Source organism: Streptomyces olindensis (assembly GCF_040645895.1).
Lineage (GTDB): Bacteria > Actinomycetota > Actinomycetes > Streptomycetales > Streptomycetaceae > Streptomyces > Streptomyces olindensis.
Genome location: NZ_JBEYZD010000022.1, coordinates 1 through 24,285, shown reverse-complemented (window position 1 = coordinate 24,285; position 24,285 = coordinate 1). Strand labels below are relative to the sequence as shown.

At 70.0% G+C, this 24,285-nt stretch carries 28 protein-coding genes and 1 pseudogene; 20 read left to right on the top strand and 9 right to left on the bottom strand.

What is annotated here, in order from left to right:
* Nucleotides 1-17: 17 nt before the first annotated feature.
* Nucleotides 18-347, top strand: a complete 330-nt coding sequence (locus ABZ948_RS16465) for an SCO4225 family membrane protein (RefSeq protein ID WP_359760072.1) — start codon at nucleotides 18-20, stop codon at nucleotides 345-347.
* Between the two features lie 34 nt (nucleotides 348-381).
* Here ABZ948_RS16465 and ABZ948_RS16460 read toward each other — a convergent pair whose 3' ends face one another.
* On the bottom strand, nucleotides 382-804 hold the full coding sequence (locus tag ABZ948_RS16460; RefSeq protein ID WP_359760070.1) for a nuclear transport factor 2 family protein: 423 nt from the start codon (nucleotides 802-804) through the stop codon (nucleotides 382-384).
* Nucleotides 805-931: 127 nt separating this feature from the next.
* Between ABZ948_RS16460 and ABZ948_RS16455 the strand changes: the two genes are divergently transcribed.
* The 4 genes and pseudogenes from ABZ948_RS16455 to ABZ948_RS16440 all read left to right on the top strand — a co-directional run bounded on the left by ABZ948_RS16455 (nucleotide 932) and on the right by ABZ948_RS16440 (nucleotide 2,415).
* Complete coding sequence (locus tag ABZ948_RS16455; RefSeq protein WP_359760068.1) at nucleotides 932-1,276, top strand: PadR family transcriptional regulator; 345 nt, start codon at nucleotides 932-934, stop codon at nucleotides 1,274-1,276.
* Nucleotides 1,277-1,318: 42 nt separating this feature from the next.
* Nucleotides 1,319-1,478, top strand: a pseudogene (locus ABZ948_RS16450) (Rho termination factor N-terminal domain-containing protein); the annotation flags it as partial.
* 5 nt (nucleotides 1,479-1,483) lie between these two features.
* A complete protein-coding gene (locus ABZ948_RS16445; RefSeq protein ID WP_359760261.1) occupies nucleotides 1,484-2,017 on the top strand; it encodes a Rho termination factor N-terminal domain-containing protein in 534 nt (177 codons plus the stop codon).
* Nucleotides 2,018-2,172: 155 nt separating this feature from the next.
* Nucleotides 2,173-2,415, top strand: coding sequence for a hypothetical protein (locus tag ABZ948_RS16440; RefSeq protein WP_359760066.1), 243 nt, complete (start codon nucleotides 2,173-2,175; stop codon nucleotides 2,413-2,415).
* Between the two features lie 118 nt (nucleotides 2,416-2,533).
* Here ABZ948_RS16440 and ABZ948_RS16435 read toward each other — a convergent pair whose 3' ends face one another.
* Entirely contained in the window at nucleotides 2,534-2,722 is a 189-nt protein-coding gene (locus ABZ948_RS16435; RefSeq protein ID WP_359760064.1) for a hypothetical protein, read from the bottom strand.
* Between the two features lie 150 nt (nucleotides 2,723-2,872).
* On the opposite strand from ABZ948_RS16435, the gene ABZ948_RS16430 reads away from it, so the two are divergent.
* Nucleotides 2,873-3,319, top strand: coding sequence for a hypothetical protein (locus tag ABZ948_RS16430; RefSeq protein WP_359760063.1), 447 nt, complete (start codon nucleotides 2,873-2,875; stop codon nucleotides 3,317-3,319).
* A 765-nt stretch (nucleotides 3,320-4,084) separates the two neighbouring features.
* On the opposite strand, the gene ABZ948_RS16425 is transcribed toward ABZ948_RS16430, so the two are convergent.
* A complete protein-coding gene (locus ABZ948_RS16425; protein WP_359760062.1) occupies nucleotides 4,085-4,747 on the bottom strand; it encodes a hypothetical protein in 663 nt (220 codons plus the stop codon).
* Between the two features lie 1,251 nt (nucleotides 4,748-5,998).
* On the bottom strand, nucleotides 5,999-6,244 hold the full coding sequence (locus tag ABZ948_RS16420; RefSeq protein WP_359760061.1) for a hypothetical protein: 246 nt from the start codon (nucleotides 6,242-6,244) through the stop codon (nucleotides 5,999-6,001).
* A 35-nt stretch (nucleotides 6,245-6,279) separates the two neighbouring features.
* Here ABZ948_RS16420 and ABZ948_RS16415 point away from each other — a divergent pair, with 35 nt between their 5' ends.
* Both ABZ948_RS16415 and ABZ948_RS16410 read left to right on the top strand, forming a co-directional pair.
* The gene (locus tag ABZ948_RS16415; RefSeq protein ID WP_359760059.1) at nucleotides 6,280-7,539 is read left to right on the top strand and encodes a tyrosine-type recombinase/integrase; all 1,260 of its coding nucleotides are present in this window, start codon (nucleotides 6,280-6,282) and stop codon (nucleotides 7,537-7,539) included.
* 394 nt (nucleotides 7,540-7,933) lie between these two features.
* Nucleotides 7,934-8,119 carry a hypothetical protein gene (locus tag ABZ948_RS16410; RefSeq protein ID WP_359760057.1) on the top strand — a complete coding sequence of 62 codons (186 nt, stop codon included), beginning with the start codon at nucleotides 7,934-7,936 and terminating at the stop codon, nucleotides 8,117-8,119.
* A gap of 80 nt (nucleotides 8,120-8,199) precedes the next feature.
* Here ABZ948_RS16410 and ABZ948_RS16405 read toward each other — a convergent pair whose 3' ends face one another.
* A complete protein-coding gene (locus ABZ948_RS16405; RefSeq protein WP_359760056.1) occupies nucleotides 8,200-8,961 on the bottom strand; it encodes a phosphoglyceromutase in 762 nt (253 codons plus the stop codon).
* Between the two features lie 181 nt (nucleotides 8,962-9,142).
* Between ABZ948_RS16405 and ABZ948_RS16400 the strand changes: the two genes are divergently transcribed.
* From ABZ948_RS16400 to ABZ948_RS16385, 4 genes are all read left to right on the top strand, one after another.
* Nucleotides 9,143-10,453, top strand: coding sequence for an MDR family MFS transporter (locus ABZ948_RS16400; RefSeq protein ID WP_359760054.1), 1,311 nt, complete (start codon nucleotides 9,143-9,145; stop codon nucleotides 10,451-10,453).
* A gap of 157 nt (nucleotides 10,454-10,610) precedes the next feature.
* Entirely contained in the window at nucleotides 10,611-11,570 is a 960-nt protein-coding gene (locus tag ABZ948_RS16395) for a sulfotransferase family protein (protein WP_359760052.1), read from the top strand.
* A 201-nt stretch (nucleotides 11,571-11,771) separates the two neighbouring features.
* Nucleotides 11,772-12,332, top strand: coding sequence for a DinB family protein (locus tag ABZ948_RS16390; RefSeq protein WP_359760259.1), 561 nt, complete (start codon nucleotides 11,772-11,774; stop codon nucleotides 12,330-12,332).
* On the top strand, nucleotides 12,329-12,889 hold the full coding sequence (locus tag ABZ948_RS16385; RefSeq protein WP_359760050.1) for a GNAT family N-acetyltransferase: 561 nt from the start codon (nucleotides 12,329-12,331) through the stop codon (nucleotides 12,887-12,889). Before ABZ948_RS16390 ends, ABZ948_RS16385 begins: the two co-directional genes overlap by 4 nt.
* 20 nt (nucleotides 12,890-12,909) lie before the next feature.
* Here the strand turns inward: ABZ948_RS16385 and ABZ948_RS16380 are convergent, their stop codons facing one another.
* The 3 genes from ABZ948_RS16380 to phoU all read right to left on the bottom strand — a co-directional run bounded on the left by ABZ948_RS16380 (nucleotide 12,910) and on the right by phoU (nucleotide 14,349).
* Entirely contained in the window at nucleotides 12,910-13,161 is a 252-nt protein-coding gene (locus ABZ948_RS16380; protein WP_359760048.1) for an SCO4226 family nickel-binding protein, read from the bottom strand.
* A gap of 197 nt (nucleotides 13,162-13,358) precedes the next feature.
* Nucleotides 13,359-13,514, bottom strand: a complete 156-nt coding sequence (locus ABZ948_RS16375; protein WP_359760047.1) for a hypothetical protein — start codon at nucleotides 13,512-13,514, stop codon at nucleotides 13,359-13,361.
* A 133-nt stretch (nucleotides 13,515-13,647) separates the two neighbouring features.
* Nucleotides 13,648-14,349, bottom strand: a complete 702-nt coding sequence (gene phoU / locus ABZ948_RS16370) for a phosphate signaling complex protein PhoU (RefSeq protein ID WP_359760257.1) — start codon at nucleotides 14,347-14,349, stop codon at nucleotides 13,648-13,650.
* 246 nt (nucleotides 14,350-14,595) lie between these two features.
* On the opposite strand from phoU, the gene phoR reads away from it, so the two are divergent.
* Both phoR and phoP read left to right on the top strand, forming a co-directional pair.
* A complete protein-coding gene (gene phoR, locus ABZ948_RS16365) occupies nucleotides 14,596-15,888 on the top strand; it encodes a two-component system sensor histidine kinase PhoR (RefSeq protein ID WP_359760045.1) in 1,293 nt (430 codons plus the stop codon).
* Between the two features lie 5 nt (nucleotides 15,889-15,893).
* Nucleotides 15,894-16,565, top strand: coding sequence for a two-component system response regulator PhoP (phoP, locus tag ABZ948_RS16360; RefSeq protein WP_465270560.1), 672 nt, complete (start codon nucleotides 15,894-15,896; stop codon nucleotides 16,563-16,565).
* 84 nt (nucleotides 16,566-16,649) lie between these two features.
* Here the strand turns inward: phoP and ABZ948_RS16355 are convergent, their stop codons facing one another.
* Nucleotides 16,650-17,336 (bottom strand): copper chaperone PCu(A)C domain-containing protein, encoded by a 687-nt coding sequence (locus ABZ948_RS16355; protein ID WP_359760043.1) that lies wholly within the window; start codon nucleotides 17,334-17,336, stop codon nucleotides 16,650-16,652.
* 602 nt (nucleotides 17,337-17,938) lie between these two features.
* Between ABZ948_RS16355 and ABZ948_RS16350 the strand changes: the two genes are divergently transcribed.
* From ABZ948_RS16350 to ABZ948_RS16325, 6 genes are all read left to right on the top strand, one after another.
* Nucleotides 17,939-18,421, top strand: a complete 483-nt coding sequence (locus ABZ948_RS16350; protein ID WP_003953493.1) for a CarD family transcriptional regulator — start codon at nucleotides 17,939-17,941, stop codon at nucleotides 18,419-18,421.
* Nucleotides 18,422-18,741: 320 nt separating this feature from the next.
* Complete coding sequence (gene ispD / locus ABZ948_RS16345) at nucleotides 18,742-19,494, top strand: 2-C-methyl-D-erythritol 4-phosphate cytidylyltransferase (protein WP_359760041.1); 753 nt, start codon at nucleotides 18,742-18,744, stop codon at nucleotides 19,492-19,494.
* Nucleotides 19,484-19,978, top strand: a complete 495-nt coding sequence (gene ispF / locus ABZ948_RS16340; protein WP_359760039.1) for a 2-C-methyl-D-erythritol 2,4-cyclodiphosphate synthase — start codon at nucleotides 19,484-19,486, stop codon at nucleotides 19,976-19,978. Before ispD ends, ispF begins: the two co-directional genes overlap by 11 nt.
* A 44-nt stretch (nucleotides 19,979-20,022) precedes the next feature.
* Nucleotides 20,023-21,417 (top strand): cysteine--tRNA ligase, encoded by a 1,395-nt coding sequence (cysS, locus tag ABZ948_RS16335; protein ID WP_359760037.1) that lies wholly within the window; start codon nucleotides 20,023-20,025, stop codon nucleotides 21,415-21,417.
* A 94-nt stretch (nucleotides 21,418-21,511) separates the two neighbouring features.
* Nucleotides 21,512-22,447 (top strand): 23S rRNA (guanosine(2251)-2'-O)-methyltransferase RlmB, encoded by a 936-nt coding sequence (gene rlmB / locus ABZ948_RS16330; RefSeq protein WP_359760035.1) that lies wholly within the window; start codon nucleotides 21,512-21,514, stop codon nucleotides 22,445-22,447.
* 128 nt (nucleotides 22,448-22,575) lie between these two features.
* Nucleotides 22,576-24,243 carry a DoxX family membrane protein gene (locus tag ABZ948_RS16325; RefSeq protein ID WP_359760033.1) on the top strand — a complete coding sequence of 556 codons (1,668 nt, stop codon included), beginning with the start codon at nucleotides 22,576-22,578 and terminating at the stop codon, nucleotides 24,241-24,243.
* Nucleotides 24,244-24,285 lie beyond the last annotated feature (42 nt).

Here is a 24,285-nt window from a genome sequence, read left to right as displayed (position 1 = left end):
CCGACCAGGAGTCCCCCATGACGACCCCGGCTTCCGGCCGCTCGCTCCCGCGCGAGGCGGCCCACCGCCTGCGCCACGCCCTGCGGCACCCCGCCGCCCTCGTCTACCTCGCCGCCTGCGCGATCCTGCTCGGGTGGGCGGTGACGGTGACCCTCATGGACAGCTCGGACGAGTCGATGGCGGGCGTCATCCCGCTCCTCGCCACGGCCCCGGCCAGCCTGGTCCTGCTCGTCCTCCCGGACCACGGGACGATGCTCATCACCGCCGTCGTACTCGGCGCGCTGGTCAACGCCACGATCATCGGCGCCTGCGCCCGGGCGCTGAGCCGGGGTCGCAGCGCCAACTAGGCATCAACGCGTCGAGGTACGCGGGCACAAGGCCTCAAGGCGTGCAAGCCGCGGCGATCGACACGCTGTTCTCGTACAGGTGGTGCCGGGTGATCCGCCCGTTCTCCACGGTGAGCCGCAGGGCGAACGGCCCCGAGAAGGACTTGCCCGTCGCCCGGACGGTCCCCGAGACGTGCCCCGTCAGAACGGCGTCGGCCCCGTCGACGAGGAAGGCGTCGACGGACGCGCGCGCCTCCTCGGGCACGGTGTACCGGGCCAACTCCTCGGCCTGGGCGGCGCATTCGGCGGCGGTGGACCGGGGCCGGATCCAGGGCACCCCGGGATTCTCGGCAAGCATCCAGTCGACCTCGTCGGCGAAGAGCGCGGTGAGCCCCGCGGTGTCACCGGCGAGACGGAGTTCGAGGAACCTCTGGACGGTCGCGCGGGTGGCCTCTGACGTGCTGGTGGTTGTCGTCATGGGGCCAGCTTGCCGAGGGCCGCGGCGGACGTCGATTACGTCGCGGGTCATGACGTTCGCGCCGAGCCCGCTCCCTCCTTTCTCCTAGGAGGTTGTTTGCAGGTCAGTCCCATACTAGAGTTTTGGCATGGCTAGAACGCCGCGCATGACCCTGCAGACACAAGTGGTGTTGCGGACTCTCCTGGAGACCCCGGCCAAGGCGCGCTACGGCCTGGAACTCTCGAACGCCGCAGGCCTGCCCACCGGCACGATCCACCCCATCCTCGCCCGTCTCGAGGCGGCCGGCTGGCTCGAATCGTTCTGGGAGGACCAGGCCGAGATCGAGAAGACCGACCCGCCGCGCCCGCGTCGCCGTTACTACCGCTTCACCACCAACGGAGCGGAATCCGCCCGCCTGGCACTGGCCGCCGCCTACCAGGGCGGTGCCGCGTCCGCCCGACTCCGCCCGGCGCCCGGTGGGTTGGGGAGCTGAAGCCGCCAGATGCCTGAGTACGAGCACCAGCACGAGCATCCTGCGTCTGCCCGACCCGCCGGCTCCCGGCGCCGCCGTGGCATGGGCCTGGAGGGCATGGTCCTGGCCGAACTGCAACAGATCGCAAGGGGCCTGGGCATCGAGAACGCCACGCGCATGCGTAAAAGCATGCTGATCGACCTCATCCGTGAGGCACAGGGCGACGACATGAGGGCCGCCCCGCGCCCGCGCCACCGGACTGCCGCGCACGGCCGCCCGGCGACCCCTCCTCCACCGGCTTCGGCCGCTCCACGAAGCGGTGGCCTGGGCCTGGGCCTGGAAGGCATGATGCTGGTCGAACTCCAGCAGGTGGCAACGGGGCTCGGAATCCGGGGAACGGCGCGCATGCGTAAGGACCAGCTGATCCAGGCGATCCGCGACCGCCAGCACGAGCAGGCGAGGGAGGCCGCACCGCAGGGCACGATCCCCGAAGCCACCACCGACGTCCCGCCGCGGCACCCGGACACCCCACCCCCACCCGCCCGCTTCACCACCCTCGGGATCCGCGCCATCTCCCTCGGCACCCAGCTGCTCCCCGCGGCCGCCCGCGAACGCTGGCAGGAGGAGTGGAGAGCGGAGTGGGCGGACCTGTCCGACCGGCCGCGCCGCACGCGCCTGACGTACCTCATCCGCATCACGGTGAACAGCGCGCCGCGTCTCGCCTGGAGCCTGCGCCGGGCTTCCCGCAGGGAGACGGCGTGAACGCCCGCGCTTCGGCCGCCGGTACCGCGGACGCCAGTGCCCGTGTCCTCCTCGCACCCGCAGAACCGGCACCGCGCCCCAAAAACAACCCGCCGCTTCCCTCTCGGCCTAGGAACCGTGGAAGCGGCGGGAACCACCAGATAGGAGACCACCTGATGTCGATCCAGGATCGCACGCCGCTTCCCCGCCCGGAAGCCCCGCCCGAGCCCGGCCGCCACCTGACCATCCCCCTGCGCTACCTCCCGGGAACCGGCTTCGCCCTCGCCGGCGCCATCACCGCCGGCATCACGTGGCAGTACGTCCCCCAGCAGAGCGTCTGGCCGCTGGCCGTCCTGGGCGCGGTGGCGATGCTCTGCGACGCGGTGATCGTGGGGTGCCGGGGGGTGCGGCGCGGCTGACCGCTCCGAGACGCGTGGCCCCCTTGGCCCAGGCCACGGGGGCCACGCGCCCGGTCACATCCACCCTCACCGTCACCCTCACCCTCGACCGGCGCGATTCGCGACTTCCGGGCGGGAGCTACCGCTTCTGCGCTCTGTAGCGCTTCATCAGCGCGGTGATCCTCGCCTGGTCCGCCCGGCCATTGAGCTCGGCCAGGAGATCGTCGGGGCACAACTCGTAGAAGTCGCCCCACCATCTGTGTCCGCGGTTGTCCCAGATCCGGTATCCACCCGGCACGCCCCGGGCAACGTAGCGTCTCCTGCTCACTGTCCCCTGCCCCCCCCACCCGGCTGGCGCCGTCCCCCGACTCGTCCCCGAACAGGACCATACGCAGCCCCTGATGATGTCGGCGAGGCAATACACGGCAGGCCGGCGTCCACCCCGCGCCCCCCGACGGGCCGATGGCAAGCTGTGCCGATGAGCGACTACCGCTACCGCCTCTGGCTCGCTGCGATCCCACAGCCCCTGGCCGAGGCCGACGCGCGGGCGTACTGGAACCTCAAGGACCCGACCCCCGCCCTCACGGAAGCGCTGGCCGGTGCGGCGTACCTCTACGTCGGCTCCTGGCAGGAGACGCACATCTCCGAGCGCCCCCAGTCGGGGCGCAGCCCAGCGCTGCGACTGTTCGACTGGCTGTTCCTACGAGGCACCATCGACACCTACCAGGCTCCAGCACTGGACCCCCGACTACGGGACGAACTGACCGCGCTCTACCGACCTCACCCGGACGACCTGCCGTCCGAGCACGTACCGGCCCAAGACCTGGAGACCTTCCTGACGGACCACCTGACCTGGCACCTACTCCCTGAGGAGAGGCCCCCGACAATGACGAGCCCCCTACCCGCGGAGGGCAACCGCAGGTAGGGGGTTCTAGGGCTTACTTCTTCTTCCCCTGGGTGTTGCCGGGGATCTTGGTGAGCTGGCTTTTAGCTGGTCAGGGGCGGTGGGATCTTGCGGTTGGTAGTCGTCGTTGGTCGTCATTGGCCACTGTTGAGCGCCCTCGGACGGCCCAGAGACGGCCCGGCCAGCACCGTCATGAGCGTCGGCTTACCGCGTTACGCAGTGCCTCGAACCAACCCATGAAGAGCCACCTCAGCCACCAGAACCAGTCTCTCCGCCTGCCTTGTGGCTGCGGTTCTGGACGCGCCGGCATGCGCGGAAGCCGGGGAGGAGTGGAGACACGTGGGCTTCGGCTTCGTCGGCCTCCACCACCATGCATATAGCAGTAGCCGTTCCATCCAGCCGGGTTTCCGCACGCTCGTCCCCGCCTTGTCACCCCAGCGCAACGCCCCATGAAGCGAGTCTGGCAGAGCCTGTGCGGGCAGGGGACGCCTGTGGGGCAACTGCTCGCGAGAGTTACTGAGTTTCACATGCGGAGCCATCAGCTTGGGAAAGTGCGGTTACTTGAGGCTGGCTCGGGCGCTGACCTGGGCGTACGACTGGGCAGCGCGCTCGTTGGCCAGGGCTGCTTTGACCGTGATTCCCCGCTGTTCCCCTCTCGATCTGGTGCGCTTGTGGCGCGGTGCCCAGACGAATGAATACGCAGGAGGCAGCACGTAACGATGGGTACTGACAGCGACCAAAGCCCCCGACGCCTTAGTTGAGGGCCGGGGGCTCGACGGTGGCTGGTCAGGTGAGGTCGACGAGCGTGGGCGTCACTTCGTTCTCAAGGTCGTACTCGGAGAACTCCCATGTCGTGACCACCGCGTCTTTGGGAACGCGGTAAACGAACTGCATCTCGTCGTCGAAGCCGGGCTGCAGCTGCGCGTTACATTCCGGGTTGCCGGCGACGTCGTAAAGATCTTCGATCGTGTCGAAGCGACGACCCTGGTCGTCGATGAGCGCGTTAACGATGGGCAGTGAGCAGGTCAGGTCCATGCTGGCCTTGCCCTCATTACTGACGACAGTCTTGAGGATGACGTATTTCGCGTCGGCGCCTGCGGATTTGCGGGCTCCGGCGAGCGTGATGCTGTCGGCTTCCACCATCTTCGTGACCTTTACGACGGCTCCACCGTTCCGGGCCTCCTCGCCGACCTTGGGGTCTGTGCTCTCGTCGGTTGCCGCTGCGGCCTCCTCTTCGACCGCGGGCTCAGGCTCAACGGTTTCCGTCACAGTGACCGTGGGCTGTGGCTTCGCCGTGTCGTCGCCGCTGCCCGAGACGGCGATCCCTGTGCCGACGATGGCGGCAGCGATGATGGCCGCGCCGCCGATGATGTAGGCGTTGGTGTGGTTCTTCTTGCCGGGCTGCGGCGGCTGAGCCGGCATCGGCGGAGGCGTGATGTTGGTACTCATGATCCCCCCTGGGATGGTGCTGCTGTGAGGTGAATCATCCCTTGTGAACGGTTGCGCTGACAGCAGTTGGGCCCACAGCGGCGGCAAGCTGATGAGTACAGCCACTCCAGGCCGTAGCCGGTGTGGTGCTGTTGTCGCGCGTGGGTGGTGGCGGTGTGTACGCAGCTGGCTGACTCGTTGGTCCGGCGGCCGATCTTTCGGCCACGGTGATCGTGACGGACGTCGACCTTGCCGAAGTCCGAGACCCGCTTTAGGAGTTCGATCCGAACCTTGCCCGGTGGCGGCAACACTCAGTGGGGTCGAACGTGCCGAGCCGTGCATGGGTGCTGGCGGCCGGTGTCGTTGATGTCACCCGTGGATGTCAGCCGGAGCTAGCGCTTCTTGCGGCATCTGCGCTTGTCGTGCACGGGCGTATGGTGAGATCAACAGGGTGGAGCTCAATAGGCTCGGTCGCTGTCAACGCTGTTTCAGGTGGGCGTGGTTGGAGGGCGATGTCTCGATACGTGAGAGTCAGGTTCGTCACGCCGGAGGAGGAGGAAGCTCGTCGGAGAGCCGGCATCGTTCTCGCATCCGTAGCGCTTGCGACTGCTGTTCAGATGGCGGGCATCTTCTACCTCTCCAGGGCGCTGCAAGGCGGGCATCTTGGGCACGCCTCGCTAGGGTCGCTCTGCGTACTCCTGGCGGCTTGGGTCGCTCAACTCGTGGATGCCAAAGGCCGCCGTCGTCCGTTCCGCGTGCGAAGGTTCATTCTCAGCGTCTGTCTCTCGTTTGGCCTTGTACTTGCCCTGCCCAACCTCTTTTAGGGGAATCCTGGCGTGCTACTCGCCGAGGGTGTCTCATCAAGTATCGAGTCAGGCACGGCGGGGTTGCTGCAGAGCGCTAACTTGGAAGATCGCGTATGCGGATCGGCGCTGACCTGGCAAGACGGTGACCTGCGCATTCCCCGGTAGCTTGCCGACGCTCCCCGTTGTTCCCCGCCGCAGGCCATCTGACCGGGCACGTGGGGGCATGGCCACGGACCCCCTTGCGGGGCCGCGGTTCCTCGGTTCGCCTACGAGGAGCTCCGCTCTGTCTGGCTGATCAGCGCACCAGCAGCGCATCGTCGAACGTGATCAGCCTGGTCCGGCATCGGCGAACCTGAGATCATGCCGCGTGCACTGGTGTGGACGACCTGTCCATCTCCGTGGTGCTTTCGACCGCAGACACTCCTGAGGAGAAGCTTTCGTGAAGAAGAACAGCATGACCACTGGCTTACCCCTCGTCATCGGCACCGTGATTGCCGCTGGCGTCCTCGTTCAGGACAACTACGGCGGCGCCGTCTTCGCCGTCGTGGCCGGTGCCGGCGCCTCGCTTGTCCTGCACTTCCGGTCTAGCCGCAACCAGGGACGCGCTGAGTAGCTGCGAGCCGGGCAGCACGAAGCCCAGGACAAAGACGTCCTTGGCGATCTCGCCCGTCTGCCGGTCGCGGACCTTGGGCTCGGCGTGCCGGTCATCCACCTGATCCGTACCGCGTTCGACCAGGAAGCTGCCTGATGGCCGGGCACATCCAGGACCGTTGGTACAAGACCGAGGTTGGCCCGGACGGCAAGACCAGCAAGGTCAAGACCGAGCGGTACGGCTCGGGCATGCGGTACCGCGCCCGGTACGTCGGCCCGGACGGCACCGAGAAGTCGAAGAGCTTTCCTGATCGGCAGAAGCGGCTCGCCGAGCAGTGGTTGACTCAGACTGAGGCCGACATGGCGCGCGGGCAGTACATCGACCCGCGTGCGGCACGGATCACGTTCCAGCAGTACGCCGAGAACTGGGTGACTTACGCACCCGATCCGAACACCCAGGCGTCGATGGAGTCGCAGCTTCGGCTGCACGCGTTCCCGTACCTGGGGTCGCGTCCGCTCGGCTCCTTCCAGCCCGCTCACATCCGTGACTGGGTGAGGCAGCTCCAAGAGAACGGCGTCCGTGGCTCGTACGCTCGGACGATCTATTCCAATGTGCGGGCGGCACTGAGCGCTGCCGTGGACGATGGGCATCTTCCCCGGAACCCGTGTGCTGCTCGCTGGGTCCGGCCGCCGACCGTGGACAGCAAGCGAGTCGTCCCATGGACGGCGGAGCGGGTCTTCGCAGTCCGGGCCGGCATGCCCGACCGGTGCCAAGCCATGGTCGACCTGGGCGGCGGCTGCGGTCTCCGCCAGGGGGAGATCCTTGGTATCGCCGTCGACGCGATCGACTTTGCGGCGGGCACGCTCCACGTGGTCCAGCAGCTCAAGCTGAGCCGCAGCAAGCCCGTGTTCGCCCCGCCCAAGGGCGGAAAGCTGCGGGATGTGCCGCTGCCAGGTCCCGTCGCCGATGCCCTCCGGGATCACATGAAGCGGTTCCCGCCGGTGGAGATCACCTTGCCGTGGAAGGTGGCGGACGGGCCTCCGGTGACCATGCGGCCGATCTTCACCGGTCCGCGTGGCGGCCACGTCTGGCGGACGTCGCTCAACGAGGAAGTGTGGAAGCGGGCGCTCGCCTCGGCCGGAGTGATCCCTGAGCGGAAGCCGGGCGAGTCCTACGCCGAGTCGCGCGAGAACGGCATGCACGCCCTTCGCCACTTCTACGCCTCGGTGCTCCTGGACGCGGGAGAGAACATCAAGGCCCTCGCCGAGTACCTCGGCCACTCGGACCCGGGCCTCACGCTGCGCGTCTACGCCCACCTCATGCCATCCAGCCAGGAACGCACACGAAATGCCGTAACTCAAATCTTCCACGCGCAGCAAAATTGCAATGCCGCAGATTCGACAAGCATTTGGTGACTGCAGCATTGCACATCGCCCGGCAGTTCAAAATGTGTGACCAAATGCTGCGCTTGGATTTTCCGTCGCGACATTTGGGCGACGAGCCAAATCGAGTGGCGAACTTTCGAGGCGGACCCACTGGCACACCCTCCACCTGTGTGCATGCCTGCACACCACGTGCGTGCATGCACGCACAAGCAAGATCTCAAAACAGCCAGCGAAGCCTCGGCGCTACACCAGCGAGTCAGCCCAAGGTGAGGCAATCACCCAACTAACTAGGGCCCCACCTGGAGATTTGCGGACGGCAGATAAAGCCAAATAAAGTCAGCCTGAAATGTAGGGCCGCTCCTGCCGGGGAGCGGCCCTGTCTCCATGAATGCAAGTAGCGCATACCAACACCTGGAGGACACCCATGTTCGCACGCCCGGGGCTCACCATCCACATCTCCCCCTATCCACTGCCGATGCCCTTGATCGGCTGCGTGATCGCGATGCTGCCCATCTGGATCGACCTTCCGCAGGAAGCTGCCGCGCTCATCGGCTTCCTCGTCGCGTTCCGCCTGCGCATGCACCGGACGCGTAGGCCCACCCGAGTCTGACGGCCCAGGGGCGGCCCTGCCCCACCAAAAAGCCCCCGCCCAGCGAGAAACTCGCAGGTCGGGGGCTTATCGGCGTGGCGTTACTTCTTCTTCCCCTGGTTCTTGACCGCCTCGATGGCCGCCGCAGCCGCCTCCGGGTCCAGGTACGTGCCGCCCGGGTTCAGCGGCTTGAAGTCGGCGTCCAGTTCGTAGGAGAGCGGGATGCCCGTCGGGATGTTCAGGCCCGCGATGTCCGCGTCCGAGATGCCGTCCAGGTGCTTGACCAGGGCGCGCAGGGAGTTGCCGTGGGCCGCGATCAGGACCGTGCGGCCGGTCAGCAGGTCGGGGACGATCGCGTCGAACCAGTACGGGAGCATGCGGACGACGACGTCCTTCAGACACTCCGTGCGGGGACGCAGCTCCGGCGGGAGGGTCGCGTAGCGGGCGTCGGAGAACTGGGAGTACTCGGCGTCGATGTCCAGCGGCGGCGGCGGGGTGTCGTAGGAGCGGCGCCACAGCATGAACTGCTCCTCGCCGAACTCGGCGAGCGTCTGCGCCTTGTCCTTGCCCTGGAGGGCGCCGTAGTGGCGCTCGTTCAGGCGCCACGAGCGGTGGACCGGGATCCAGTGGCGGTCCGCGGCCTCGAGGGCCAGCTGGGCCGTGCGGATCGCGCGCTTCTGGAGGGACGTGTGGACCACATCGGGGAGGAGATCGGCGTCCTTCAGGAGCTCGCCACCGCGGACTGCCTCCTTCTCGCCCTTCTCGTTGAGGTTCACGTCCACCCAGCCGGTGAACAGGTTCTTCGCGTTCCACTCGCTCTCGCCGTGGCGGAGGAGGATCAGCTTGTACGGTGCGTCGGCCATGCCCCAGAGCGTAATCCACGCATTCGCCCGTTCGCGTGGCTGCCCGGCAGGCGGACGTTTGACGGGTTCTGTTAATTGAGTGGTCCCCGTCAAGCAGTGGCTTGTAACGTGCGGTAGCAGCCAGCACCACTTACAGCTAGTTGCGCCGCTTCCAGGCATCGCCGTTACATCGGGGGAATCCGTGCCGTACGCCCTGCGCGCCCGTCGTGCCGTCCGAGAGACGGTCTCCGGGCTGCCCCGCGAATTCTGGTGGCTGTGGACCAGCACGCTGGTCAACCGGCTCGGCGCCTTCGTCGCCACCTTCATGGCGTTGTACCTGACGCTCGACCGCGGCTACTCCGCCACGTACGCCGGCCTGGTCGCCGCCCTGCACGGGCTCGGCGGGGTGATCTCCTCGCTGGGCGGCGGGGTGATGGCCGACCGGCTGGGGCGGCGGCCGACCCTGCTGATCGCACAGGCCTCGACGGCCGTCTCCGTCGCGCTGCTGGGGTTCGTGCGCGACCCGGTCGCGATCGCCGGCGTCGCCTTCCTCGTCGGCATGGCGAGCAACGCGTCCCGGCCGGCCGTGCAGGCGATGATGGCGGACATCGTCCGGCCCGAGGACCGCATCCGGGCCTTCTCCCTCAACTACTGGGCCATCAACCTCGGCTTCGCCATCTCCTCCATGGCCGCCGGGTTCATCGCCGAGGCCAGCTATCTCGCCGGATTCCTGATCGAGGCGGCGATGACGATGGCCTGCGCGATCCTCGTCTTCCTGCGGCTGCCCGAGTCCAGGCCAGATGAGACGGTCAAGGCGGCCCCCGGCCGGTCCGGCGAGACCGCCAAGGCCGCCGCCGTCCCGTCCGACGACTCCGTGAGTCTCGGGACCGTCCTGCGCGACGGGCGCTTCATGAGCGTCGTCGGGCTGTCCTTCCTCGTCGCCCTGGTCTTCCAGCAGGGCTCGGTGGGACTGCCGGTGGCGATGGGCGAGGCCGGGTTCACGCCGGCCGAGTACGGCATGGCGATCGCCGTCAACGGCGTACTGATCGTCGTGCTCCAGATCCCGGTCACCCGCTTCATCGAGCACCGGGACCCGCGCCGGCTGCTCATCGTCTCGTCCGCCCTGGCGGGGTACGGCTTCGGGCTCACGGCCTTCGCCGGCTCGGTCGGCGTCATCGCCCTGACGGTGTGCGTGTGGACACTGGCGGAGATCGTCAACGCGCCGACGCAGACCGGGCTCGTCGTACGGCTGTCGCCGCTGCACGGGCGCGGGCGCTACCAGGGCATGTACACGATGTCCTGGGCCGTCGCGGGCCTCGTCGCCCCGCTGCTGTCCGGCTTCGTCATCGACCGGTTCGGGGCGGAGTGGCTGTGGGGGTCCTGCGCCGTGGTGGGGACCGTGGCCGGGCTGGGGTACGGGGTGCTGATGAGGCGGGTGCCGGAGGAGAAGCCCGCGGCGGTTTCCGAACCCGAGGTGGGGGTGCGGGCGCAGCCGGAGGTGGGGGCAGGGTGAAGCGGACAGACCTGCCGGCAGCCAGGACGACGACCCGGCTGCCACGCTGCGCGTCGGCCGGCAGCCCTCGGTGCGCCCGAGTGTGCCCTGCCGACGGAATCGGGCAAGCGGGATAATTCCCTTGCGCGAGCGCACTGCCGCGGCTTGGCTGAACGCCATGACTGCCCCCTCACCGGTCTTCGTCGCGGGTACGGGTCGCTCGGGAACGTCGCAGCTCGCGGACATCATCGGCGAGCATCCGCGCATCCACAGGATTCCGATCGAGACCCGGTTCCTCGTCGATCCGGGTGGCCTGCGGGACCTGGCGGACGCGCTCACGAGCCGCTACGACCCCTTCGTCGGGGACGACGCCCTGCGCAGGCTGAGCGAGCTGCTGACCGTGCGTCTGGCCGGCAGGCGTGACGTCGATCGCGGTCACACCGTGCCCACGGCCATCGGCGAGCGGCACTACTGGGAGGCCGTGGGACGCCTGTGGTCGGAGCTCGTCGCCTGTACGTTCGACGAGTCCGTTCCTGCGGCAGGGGCCGGGCACGGCGACTGGCCTGCCGGGCCGTTCGAGCCCCAGAGTCACCGGCGGGCGATCCCGAGGTACTTCGGCGACCGGCGCGAACTGATCGGGATCCTTCGTCGCGCGGTCACCACGATGTTCGGCGGAGCGGCTGCCGACGCGGGAAAGCCGACCTGGTGTGAGAAGACGCCGTTCAACCTCCTGTACATGGACTTCCTCTGGGAGATCTTCCCCGAGGCGACCATCGTCCACATCAAGCGCCACCCGGTCGCGGTGGTCGCGTCACACGTCGACCAGCCCTGGGCACCGCCCACGGTCGACGGCGCGCTCGCATGGCTCAGACCGGTCTACGACCGATGGCTCGCCTGGAGCGCCACGGCCGATCTGACGAGCAGGCGGTACGTGGAGGTGAAGGCCGAGGACCTCGCGGCCGACTGGCCCGGGCAGCGCCGCGCCCTGTTCGAACGGCTCGGCGTCGACGACTTCGCGACCAGGTCGACGTTCCAGTCGCACAGGCTGGAACACCGTCACGGCCAATTCGACCGCCGGACGCGTGAGTTCGTGGAGCGAACACTCGACGGTGTCATCCCGGCCATGGGTTACGCGTGACTGATACGCGTGACTGCTGCGCGACTGATACCCCTGAGGGATACGCGTCCCGATATTCGGTGGCGGGCCCACTTCCGCCCGGTCCACGATGCCCGCATGGTCTCGCGTGAGCACACCACTGATCCCGACCACACCACCGCCCCCCAACCCGCTGGCGAAGAAGCGGCGGCCCGGTGGACGAAGTCGACCGTGTACCCCGACATGTGGGTCGACCCGGACGACGACCCGCGCGAGACCAGCGACCCCCGCGGGAGCGACGGCGAGCCCCTCGACGAGCGCGGCATCCTGCTCGACTACCTGCGCGCCTACCGCCTCACCCTGGAGATGAAGTGCGCGGGCCTGGACGCCGAGCAGATGGCCCGGCGATCCGTGCCGCCGTCCACGATGTCCCTGCTCGGTCTGGTGCGGCACCTCACCGACGGGGAGCGGCATTTCCGGCGGGTGATGGCGGGCGAGGACGCGCCGAAGCTGTACCGCACCGACGAGGACCGCGACGGCGACTTCAACGGCGCGGTCGCCGACCAGGCGGTCGTGGACGAGGCCTGGCGGCAGTGGCGGACCGAGGTGGAACGCACCGACCGCTACCTCGCCGGCGTCACCGACCTCGGCACGCACAACGCCGGCCACTCCGACCTCGGCCCGGAACCCGGCGGACAGCACCAGCTGCGCGACGTCCTCGTGGCGCAGATCGCCGAGTACGCCCGGCACTGCGGCCACGCCGACCTCCTGCGCGAACGCATCGACGGCCGGGTAGGGCAGTGATCTACGGAGCCGGCCGGCACCCCGAGCGCCACACCGAGCGGCTCCGGCTGCGCCAGTGGACGGACGCCGACCTCGACCCGCTCGCGGAGCTGGACGCGGACCCCGAGGTCATGCGGTACATCGGGGACGGCTCGCCCGGCACCCGTGAACGGACCGCCGCCGCGCTGGCCCGGGCCCGCGCGGCCTGGGACGAGCGCGGTTACGGCCTGTTCGCCGCCGAGGAGACCGCGACCGGCGAGCTGATCGGCTGGGTGGGGCTGAGCATCCCCGGCTACCTGCCCGAGATCATGCCCGCGGTGGAGATCGGATGGCGGCTGCGGCGCCGCTCCTGGGGCCGGGGCTACGCCACCGAGGCGGCCAGGGAGGTCCTGGCGTTCGCCTTCGACGAGGTGGGCCTGGAACGCGTCGTCAGCATCTGCCACGTCGACCACCACGCCTCGGCACGCGTCATGGCCAAGCTCGGCATGGCCCACGAGCGCACCACGCGCGTCCCCGCCCACGGTCAGCCGGTGCAGGTCAGGTCACTGACCCGGGCGGAGCACCGCGCCTCGGCGTAAGGCCGGGCCCTCACCTCGCCTCACTGCACCGTCAACGGCACCGGATGGATCTCGTCCGCCTTGTGCCCGGCCCGCTCGTGGATGCGCTGGACCGCTTCGGCCGAGGGTGCCTCGGAGAGGCAGTAGACGACGCCGGACTCCGGGTCGGCCCACGCCCTCTCGAAGTGGACCTGCTCCTCCTTCTCGATGGCGAGGTCCGCGTTGTGGGCCTCGCGCAGCTGATCCTCCGTGATGCCCTTCATGCTGTGGTGGACATCCATGAACTTGGCCATGGCCCGTGCCTCCTTCCCGGTACGGCACTGTGTACAGGACTCCGTACGGCACTCCGCACGGAACTCCGTATGGCCCTGCACCCCCGTCACCCCGTACCTTCCATGCTCCGCCCGTCCGGTCCCGCAGGCGACCGCAACGCCGTGGGGCCCCGGCGCACCGCCGGGGCCCCACAGGTCGTACGAACATCGTGCCGGCGTCAGCCGCACTGGCAGGGGCTGCCCGACTGGCACCCGCAGCCGCAGCCCGAGCCGCAGCCGCACGCGGCGACCAGGGGCAGACTCCTGATCTCGGCGGGCTGCTCGGTCTCGCGCTCCTGCGTGGGGTCGGGCGTGACGCTGGGGGATTCGGCCATGGGTCCCTCCTCAAGGCTGGTGCCTGAGCCCATTGGACGCCCGTTCCGCTGGGCGCATCAACGGCGCACAGAGGCGCCCGCGCGCCCCGGCCGATCCCCGCCCGGCCCGTTCACGCCCTGGCAGGACGGGTGGTCAGGCGCTCTCCGCCCCCGGGACCGCCTGGATCTCCGGCTGCACATCCGTCTGGAGCTCGTCCGCGTGCTCGCCCGTCACCAGGTACACCACGCGCTTGGCGACCGACACCGCGTGGTCGGCGAACCGCTCGTAGTAGCGGCCCAGCAGGGTGACGTCCACGGCCGTCTCGATGCCGTGCTTCCAGCGGTCGTCCATCAGGTGCTGGAAGAGGGTGCGGTGCAGCAGGTCCATCGCGTCGTCGTCCTGCTCCAGCTGGAGCGCCAGGTCGACGTCCTTGGTGATGATCACCTCGGCGGCCTTGGCCATCAGGCGCTGGGCGAGCTGGCCCATCTCCAGGATGGTGGCGTGCAGGTCGCTCGGAACGGCGCGATCCGGGTAGCGCAGGCGCGCGAGCTTCGCCACGTGCTGGGCGAGGTCACCCGAGCGCTCCAGGTCGGCGGACATCCGCAGCGACGTGACGACGATGCGCAGGTCCGTCGCGACCGGCTGCTGCCGCGCCAGCAGGGCTATCGCCCGGGCCTCCAGGTCGTGCTGGAGTTCGTCGACCTTCTGGTCGGCCTCGATGACGTTCTCGGCGAGCTTCAGGTCGGAGTCGAGCATGGCGGTCGTGGCGCGCCCGATCGCCGACCCGACCAGCCGGGCCATCTCCACCAGACCGTCGCTGATCGAGTCCAGTTCCTCGTGGTACGCGTCCCGCATCAGGTGTCCCTCTCGTGCGTTCAAGTCGGGGGTTCCAAGGGCCGGGGCCCACCGACAAACCGGCGGTACGACCGTCTTATAACCAACGGTCCGCACCCCACGCTCCCACGTTCAGGCCTCTACGCGTCCGTTTCCGGCATCCCAAATGAACCAATACTGGCTCCAAGGTGAACTCTGGGCGACGAGTGTTCGAGCCGACAGCCCGACGGCTGTGGCCGGTGCCCGACCCATGCCTAACCTGGGTGCATGGACGTGAACGCGGCGGTCGCCGCAGCGGCTGCGATCGCCGGGGTGCTCACCGGCGTCATCGCCATGCTGGCGTTCCGCTGGAGCGAGCGCGAGCAGAAGCGCCCCACACGTACCTCCCTGCACACCGACCCGGTGCTCCCGCCGGGCGTGGACACCGTCCTGTCGGTCCTCAGGTCCTCCGCCGTCGTGCTCGACGAGGCGGACGGCGTGGTCAAGGCCAGCTCGGCGGCGTACGCCCTCGGCCTGGTCCGCGGCGGCAAGCTCGCCGTCGAACCGATGCTGCAGATGGCCCGGGACACCCGGCGCGACGGGGAGATACGCCAGGTCGAGCTGGACCTGCCGCGGCGCGGGACCGGACGCGGGGAGGCCCTGGCCGTCTCCGCGCGGGTCGCGCCGCTCGGCTCCCGGCTGGTGCTGCTGCTCGTCGAGGACCTGACCGAGGCCCGCCGCATCGAGGCGGTCCGGCGCGACTTCGTCGCCAACGTGAGCCATGAGCTGAAGACGCCCGTCGGCGCCCTCTCCCTGCTCTCCGAGGCCGTCATGGACGCCTCGGACGACCCCGAGGCCGTGGAGCGGTTCGCCGGGCGCATGCAGATCGAGGCGACCCGGCTGACCAGCCTGGTGCAGGAGCTCATCGACCTCTCGCGGGTGCAGAACGACGACCCCCTGGAGGACGCCGAGCCGGTCCGGGTCGACGAGCTCGTCGCCGAGGCCATCGACCGCTGCCGGCACCAGGCCGGCAGCAAGGAGATCACCATGGCCGCCGGCGGCACCGCCGACCTGGCCGTGTGGGGCAACCGCGGCCAGCTCGCCGCGGCCCTCGGCAACCTCGTCGAGAACGCCGTCAACTACTCGCCCGCCCGCACCCGCGTCGGCATAGCGGCCCGCAGGGTGAACGCGCCCGGCGGGGACCACATCGAGATCGCCGTCACCGACCAGGGCATCGGCATCTCCGACAAGGACAAGGAGCGCATCTTCGAGCGCTTCTACCGCGTCGACCCGGCCCGCTCCCGTGCCACGGGTGGTACGGGGCTGGGTCTGGCGATCGTGAAGCACGTGGCCGCCTCGCACGGCGGGGAGGTCACGGTGTGGAGCGCCGAAGGCCAGGGCTCCACCTTCACCCTGCGGCTGCCTGAGGCCGGTGCGGCCCGCGACCGCGCACATCAGCAGCCCGCCCGAGATGAACGCGCTCCAGGCGCGGGCCTCGACGTGGAGGCCGGGCGGTCCACTCCCACATCCCCTGATTCCACCGCGTACGAAACGCTTCCCGCCCCGGAGGTCCTTCCGTGACCCGTGTGCTCGTCGTCGAGGACGAGGAGTCCTTCTCCGACGCCCTGTCGTACATGCTCCGCAAGGAGGGCTTCGAGGTCGCCGTCGCGACCACCGGGCCCGACGGACTCGACGAGTTCGAGCGCAACGGCGCCGACCTCGTCCTCCTCGACCTGATGCTGCCCGGCCTGCCGGGCACCGAGGTCTGCCGCCAGCTGCGCGGCCGCTCCAACGTCCCCGTCATCATGGTGACCGCCAAGGACAGCGAGATCGACAAGGTCGTCGGGCTGGAGATAGGAGCCGACGACTACGTCACCAAGCCGTTCTCCTCGCGGGAGCTGGTCGCCCGCATCCGCGCCGTGCTGCGCCGCAGAGGCGAGCCGGAGGAGGTGACCCCGGCCGCGCTGGAGGCGGGCCCGGTCCGCATGGACGTCGACCGGCACGTGGTCACCGTCGGCGGCACCAAGGTCGACCTCCCGCTGAAGGAGTTCGACCTGCTGGAGATGCTGCTGCGCAACGCCGGCCGCGTGCTCACGCGCATGCAGCTCATCGACCGCGTCTGGGGCGCCGACTACGTCGGCGACACCAAGACCCTCGACGTCCACGTCAAGCGCCTGCGCGCCAAGATCGAACCGGACCCGGGCGCCCCGCGCTACCTGGTCACGGTCCGCGGCCTGGGCTACAAGTTCGAGCCGTAGACCGGCCCCGGCACCACGAAAGGGCGGGACCCCTCCGAGAAGGAGGGGTCCCGCCCTTTCGCTACGGCTGTGATGGCCGCGGGCTCAGTGCCCGGCGCCGCCCGTCGCGCTCGCGGAGGCCGCGTCGGTCGGCGTGGCCGGCGACTCGTGGCCGCCCGGCGTCTCGCCCGCGGCGGGGCTCTCGGTGCCGGCCGGCGAACCCGAGGGGCTGCCCGACGGCGAACCGGACGGGGACGCCGAGCCGCCCGGCGCGGCCGGGACCTCGGTCGGGCCCCACTCCTTGAAGTAGTGCTCGGCCGGGACGACGAAGGCGCGCAGGCTCACGTCACCCGTCTTGCTGAAGGTGAAGGTGACCTTCTGGGCGTTGCCGTCCTGCACGGCCTCGCGGCTGCTCGGCAGCATCGCCGTGGCGTTGTCCTTGCCGCCCAGGACCAGCGAGCCGCCGGCCGGGACGGTGAGGCTGCCGCCCTTGGCGGGCTTGAGCTCGGCGGTCTTGCCGGTGCCCGGGAGGGTGATGGACTCCAGCTTCTCGTCGGTGGTGCCGGAGTTGAAGAAGGTCGCGGCGATCGCGGCCGGGCCGGTCGACTCGAGGTCGGGCTGCGTGATCACGACCGCGTTCTGGATCTTGATGTCGCCGACGCTCGTCGCCGCGTTGTCCGGCTTGATCTCCAGGGTCTGGGCGTTGTTGCCGGCTCCGCACGCGGCGAGCGAGGCGATCGAGAACGCGATGGCGGCAGCGGCGAGGGCGCCGCGTCGAAGGCTGCTGCTCACGGCGGCGGCAACTCCTTGACTCGAGCAGAGCGGCCGATAAAGCCGCCCTAAGTGTCTGTCAGCAGGCCTCAGGTTACCGAGCCGTCCCCGCACGGCCGCACCCGACCCCCCGGCGCTCCCGCATCCCACATCCGTCACAGGAGTCTCGCGAGTCACACATGACTCCTGCGTCACATTGCCGGAGTGCTCGTCCGGCATTCACATAAGAGCGCCGGACGGCAGGGCGCATTTTCTGTGAAGGAATGCGCGGACGACCTCGGAATTGATCACCGGGCCGCCCGCCCCGGAGCGGCGTGATCAATTCCTGATTCGACCGGAACCCCGCTCGGGCCACCGAACGGAGTAGCGGAAGTCGATCACATGGAACCGGACATATGGGGATGTTCGGCCGTCTGGAGGGGGCTCCGGATGCGTGTAACGTACGCGTTTCCCTCACCCCGGACAGCCGCTCCGACCTGCGAATACCTTCTTCCACTCCCTGTCCGAAGCACGTTCCTGTCGGAGTTGTCAAGCCCCGAGATATGCCCTGACCTGCGAAAACGCCATTCAGAACCGTCAGTTTCCGTGTTACCCTGGATAGCCACGGAAGGGGTACCTGTCACATGACGTTCAAGGTTGGCGACACCGTGGTCTATCCCCATCACGGGGCCGCGCTGATCGAGGCTATCGAAACTCGCCAGATCAAAGGCGTGGACAAGACCTACTTGGTGCTGAAGGTCGCCCAGGGTGACCTGACGGTACGTGTGCCAGCGGACAATGCGGAGTTCGTCGGCGTGCGTGATGTGGTCGGTCAGGACGGGCTGGACCGGGTCTTCGAGGTGCTGCGCGCGCCGTACGCCGAGGAGCCCACGAACTGGTCCCGTCGATACAAGGCAAACCTGGAGAAGCTCGCCTCGGGCGATGTCATCAAGGTCGCGGAAGTGGTGCGTGACCTGTGGCGTCGTGAGCGCGAGCGCGGACTCTCCGCCGGAGAGAAGCGCATGCTCGCCAAGGCCCGCCAGATCCTGGTGAGCGAGCTGGCCCTCGCGGAGAACACCAACGAGGACAAGGCCGAAGCCCTGCTCGACGAGGTTCTCGCCTCCTGAGGCGAAGCCCGTCGCTCAGCATCGCTCAGCACTCTGCTGATCAAGGCAGCTGATCAAAGCTGATCAAGCGCCTGCACATCGAAATGCCGCGGTGCCCGATGACTCTTTCCTGTCGCCGGGCGCTGCGGCATGTTCGTACTCGGACGCCGATGCGCCGTCAGCCCGGGATGTGTTATCACTCACGACCCGGTTGTCTGGCGTGCCGGGCCCGGGCAGCCGGCTCGACCAGCGTCACGGAAGGGTCCGGTCGAGCGCGTCGCGCCCGGCACTCCTCCAGGCCATACCCACGCCAGGCCAGCACACAAACCTGACAGGAACCGATGTCTGACGATTCGCGTCCCTCGCCGCCGGCGGCCTCCGCGGCGGCCGTGATCCCGGCCGCCGGCCGGGGTGTACGGCTCGGCCCGGGCGCCCCCAAGGCGCTCCGCGCGCTGGGCGGCACCCCCATGCTCATCCACGCGGTCCGCGCGCTGGCCGCCTCGCGCGCCGTCGCCCTGGTCGTGGTGGTGGCCCCGCCCGACGGCGCCGCCGAGGTCAAGTCACTGCTCGACGCGCACGCGCTGCCCGAGCGGACGGACTTCCTCGTCGTCCCCGGCGGGCAGACCCGCCAGGAGTCCGTGAAGCTCGGCCTGGACGCGCTGCCGCCCGGCCACGACATCGTGCTGGTGCACGACGCGGCCCGGCCGCTGGTCCCGGTCGACACGGTCGACGCCGTGATCGAGGCCGTCCGCGAAGGCGCCCCCGCCGTGGTCCCCGCGCTGCCGCTCGCCGACACGGTCAAGCAGGTCGAGCCGGCCCGGGTGCCGGGAGAGCCCGAGCCGGTCGTCGCGACGCCGGAGCGCGCGCTGCTGCGGGCGGTGCAGACGCCGCAGGGCTTCGACCGGGCCACGCTCGTCCGGGCGCACGAGACGGTGACCGGCGAGGTCACCGACGACGCCGGCATGGTCGAGCAGCTCGGCCTCACGGTCGTGGCCGTCCCCGGCCACGAGGAGGCGTTCAAGGTCACGCGCCCCCTGGACCTGGTCCTCGCCGAGGCGGTCCTGGCCCGCAGGAGGCTCAACGATGGCTTCTGAGGAACCGCTCCTGCCCCAGGTCGGCATCGGCACCGACATCCACGCCTTCGAGGAGGGCCGCGAGCTGTGGTGCGCCGGCCTGAAGTGGGAGGGCGAGGGCCCGGGCCTGGCCGGCCACTCCGACGCCGATGTCGTCGCGCACGCCGCCTGCAACGCCCTCTTCTCCGCCGCCGGCCTCGGCGACCTCGGGCAGCACTTCGGCACGGGCCGTCCCGAGTGGTCGGGCGCGTCGGGCGTGACCCTGCTGACCGAGGCGGCCCGGATCGTCCGCGAGGCCGGCTTCCGGATCGGCAACATCGCCGTCCAGGTGGTGGGTCCCCGGCCGAAGATCGGCAAGCGCCGGGACGAGGCGCAGAAACTCCTGTCGGAGGCGGCCGGGGCACCGGTGTCGGTCTCGGGCGCCACGACGGACGGCCTGGGCTTCCCGGGCCGCGGGGAGGGCCTGATGGCGGTGGCGACGGCCCTGGTCGTGCGGGTGGTGTGAGGGACGGCCCCACCCACCCCCCACGGCCCACTACCCTAGGAACCGTGACTATTCGCCTGTACGACACCAGCGCCCGGCAGATCCGTGACTTCTCCCCGCTCAAGCCGGGTTGTGTCTCGATCTACCTGTGCGGCGCCACCGTGCAGGCCGCTCCGCACATCGGGCACATCCGGTCCGGGCTGAACTTCGACATCATGCGCCGCTGGTTCGAGTACCGCGGCTACGAGGTCACGTTCGTGCGGAACGTCACCGACATCGACGACAAGATCATCGCCAAGTCGGCCGACCAGAACCGCCCCTGGTGGGCCATCGGCTACGAGAACGAGCGGGCGTTCAACGACGGCTACCGCGCCCTCGGCTGCCTGCCCCCGACGTACGAGCCGCGCGCCACCGGCCACATCACCGAGATGGTCGAGATGATGCGCGGCCTCATCGAGCGCGGGCACGCCTACGTCGCCGACGGCAGCGTCTACTTCGACGTCCGCTCCTTCCCGGAGTACCTGGCGCTGTCCAACCAGGACATCGACGACCTGCGCCAGCCCGACGAGGGCGTCTCCGGCAAGCGCGACCCGCGCGACTTCGCCATGTGGAAGGCGACCAAGCCGGGCGAGCCCGACTGGGAGACGCCCTGGGGCCGCGGCCGTCCCGGCTGGCACCTGGAGTGCTCGGCGATGGCCCACAAGTACCTCGGGTCCGCCTTCGACATCCACGGCGGCGGCCTCGACCTGGTCTTCCCGCACCACGAGAACGAGATCGCCCAGGCCAAGGCCTACGGCGACGACTTCGCCCAGTACTGGGTGCACAACGCCTGGGTCACCATGAGCGGCGAGAAGATGTCCAAGTCGCTCGGCAACTCCGTGCTGGTCAGCGAGATGGCCAAGCGCTGGAGGCCGATCGTGCTGCGCTACTACCTCGGCACCCCGCACTACCGCTCGATGATCGAGTACAGCGAGGAGGCCCTGCGCGAGGCCGAGTCGGCGTTCGCGCGGATCGAGGGCTTCGTGCAGCGCGTGGTGGAGAAGGCCGGCGTCGTCGAGCCCGCCGCCGAGGTGCCGCTCGCCTTCGCCGAGGCCATGGACGACGACCTGGGCGTGCCGCAGGCGCTCGCCGTGGTGCACACCACCGTCCGCCAGGGCAACAGCGCGCTGGCCGCCGACGACAAGGAAGCCGCGGTGGCCCGGCTCGCCGAGGTCCGCGCCATGCTCGGCGTCCTCGGTCTCGACCCGCTCGACGAGCACTGGGCCGGGGAGAGCGACCGCGGCGACGACCTGCACGGCGTGGTCGACTCGCTCGTCCGCATGGTCCTCGACCAGCGCGAGGCCGCCCGGGCCCGCAAGGACTGGCCCACCGCGGACGCCATCCGCGACCAGCTGAGCCAGTCCGGCCTGGTCATCGAGGACAGCCCGCAGGGACCGCGCTGGAGCCTCGGCCCGCGCTGAGACCGGCGCGACCGGTGATCGATTGTGCCGCCCGGGCCTCCGGGCGGCACACTGCATAGACGTACGTACGAACGCTCACACAGACAGGTAGGTCATGGCCGCAAACAACCGCCGCATGTCCGGCAAGAAGGGCGCGCAGGTCGGCAGCGGCGGCAAGCGGCGCCGGAGCCTGGAGGGCAAGGGCCCGACGCCTCCCGCCGAGATGCGCAAGGGACACGCCAAGCAGCGCGCGGCGCAGGCCAAGTCGCGCCGCGCCCAGACCCGCACCAAGGGCCCGCGCGGCAAGGGCACCTCCGAACTCGTCGTCGGGCGCAACCCCGTCGTCGAGGCGCTCCGCGAGGGCGTGCCGGCCTCGACGCTGTACGTGCAGCAGTTCATCGACAGCGACGAGCGGGTCCGCGAGGCCCTGCAACTGGCCGCCGAGCGCGGCGGCATCAACCTCATGGAGGCGCCGCGCCCCGAGCTCGACCGGATGACGAACGGCCTGAACCACCAGGGGCTCGTGCTCCAGGTCCCGCCGTACGAGTACGCGCATCCCGAGGACCTCGCCGACGCCGCCGCCGACGAGGGGGAGGACCCGCTCATCGTCGCGCTCGACGGGGTGACCGACCCGCGCAACCTGGGCGCGGTCGTCCGGTCCGTCTCCGCCTTCGGCGGCCACGGCGTCGTCGTGCCCGAGCGGCGGGCCGCCGGGATGACGGCCGGTGCCTGGAAGACGTCCGCCGGCACGGCCGCCCGGACGCCCGTCGCCCGCGCCACCAACCTGACGCGCGCGCTGGAGGCGTACAAGAAGGCGGGCATCGTCGTCGTCGGTCTCGCCGCCGACGGGGACGTCGAACTGACCGAGCTGGAAGCCCTGGAGGGGCCCGTCGCCATCGTCGTCGGCAGCGAGGGCAAGGGGCTGTCCCGGCTGGTCGGGGAGACCTGCGACTTCCGGGTGCGGATCCCGATGCCGGGCGGCGCCGAGTCCCTCAACGCCGGTGTGGCGGCGGGGATCGTGCTCTACGAGGCGGCCCGCCGACGCGCCTGAACAGACGTCCGGCACCTCACCCGAACAGGTTAATTCCGGGGACATCGGGGCGACGAGGACAAGCTTGACGGGGTCCGGACAGATCCGGCGAGTCAAAGCAGTGTCCTATCCCGACGTCACTCGGTTAGATGAGTGTGGACACCAGAACACCCCGCACACCCACGGGGGACCGCTCGTCGGGACTCGACGACGCTCCCGCGCTGAGCATGGTGAAGGTGCCGAGCGACCCGGCGCAGGTCATCGTCAATCACGCGAGTTTCCGCGTGCAGTTGGGCGTCTCGACGCGTCGCGTCCAGTCCCGCCGGGTCGCACGGCATCTGACCGCCACCGAGGACACCGCCCGCATCCCCGTCGTCGCCGGGAGCGAGGCGGACGGGGCCACCGCCCGCCGCCGGCCCGTCGTCTGGAGCGGCAGATCCGCGCCCGACGACACCGGCGCCCACCGGCTCCTCCAGGCCGTGCGGCACGAGAGCGTCCGCCACGCCGATGACCCCGCCTCCGACGCCGGAGCCACCCAGGTCATCTCCCGCGTGGACACCGGTCACGAGGGCGCGGGCTACGCCACCGGCTACGAGGACGACCTCACCCAGACCGTCGAGACCCCCGTCGTCGGCCCGCAGCGCACCCACGACCCCGCGGACGGCACCCGGCTGCTGCCCCCCATGCGTACGGTCGGCAGCGTCTACGACGAACCCGCCTACACGCACGGCGACTTCGAGGACCTCCCCGCCGAGGGGGACGAGGCCGAGCGGCGCGTCCGGCGGCACGGCGACGACCCGGCGCGGCACGCCTACTACCCGGGCCGCCGGATGAACCTCGGCGTCGTCCTGCTCCCGCTGCGCGTCTTCCTCGGCTTCATCTCCATCTACGCCGGCATGGGCAAGCTGTGCGACCCCGTCTACTTCGACGGCGGCAAGCGCGGCTCCATGGTCAAGTGGCTCAACGCCCTGCATCCGTGGGAAGTCGCCGAGCCCTTGCGCCAGTTCGCCCTGGAGCACCCGGTCGGCTCCGGCCTGGTGATCGCCTTCGCGCAGGTCATCGTCGGCGTGCTGACGGTCCTGGGCTGCTGGCAGCGCGTGGCCGCGGCCTTCGGCGCCCTGCTCTCCGCCGCGCTGCTGGTCACCGTCAGCTGGAAGAGCGTCCCCGCCTACGAGACGCCCGACATCATCTACCTCGCCGCCTGGTCCCCGCTGATCATCGCCGGCGCCCCCGTCTACTCCGTCGACGGCCGCCTGGCCGGCAGCGCCTGGCGGCGCCTCGGACCCCGCGCCGCCATCTGGGACCTGCGCCGCTACGTGCTGCGCCGGGGCGCCCTCGTCACGGCCATCGCGACCGGTCTCACCCTGCTCGTCGGCTCGCTGCTCGGCGGTGCCGTCCGCGACGCCGACCGGGTCGTCGTCCCGGGCCCCGGCGAGGCCCCGCGCAACGAGCTGCCCGGCTCCCCGCTCCCGGGCGAGCCCGGCGAGCGGCAGCAGAAGCGGACCCCGTCGGCCTCCACCTCGCCCACCCAGGGCGCCACGGCCGGCTCGGCCAGCCCCAGCGCGGGCACCACGACCAGGCCGGGCGCCACCCGGGACGCGGGCACCGTCACCGGCGGCTCGCCCAGCCAGACCCAGGGCACCGCGGGCCAGGCCCCGCCCCAGCAGTCCACCCCGGAGAACCAGGCGCCGAGCACCACGTCCGGCCCCACCTCCGGCGGCACGGCCACGGGCGGCACGGGCTCGTCCGGCGGCTCGGGCACCGGCGGCTCCTCGTCCACCGGCCGGCCGGGCCTGGTGGGCGGTCTCCTGGGCTGACCGGCCGACCCACGTGAGAGGGGCCCCGCACCACACGGTGCG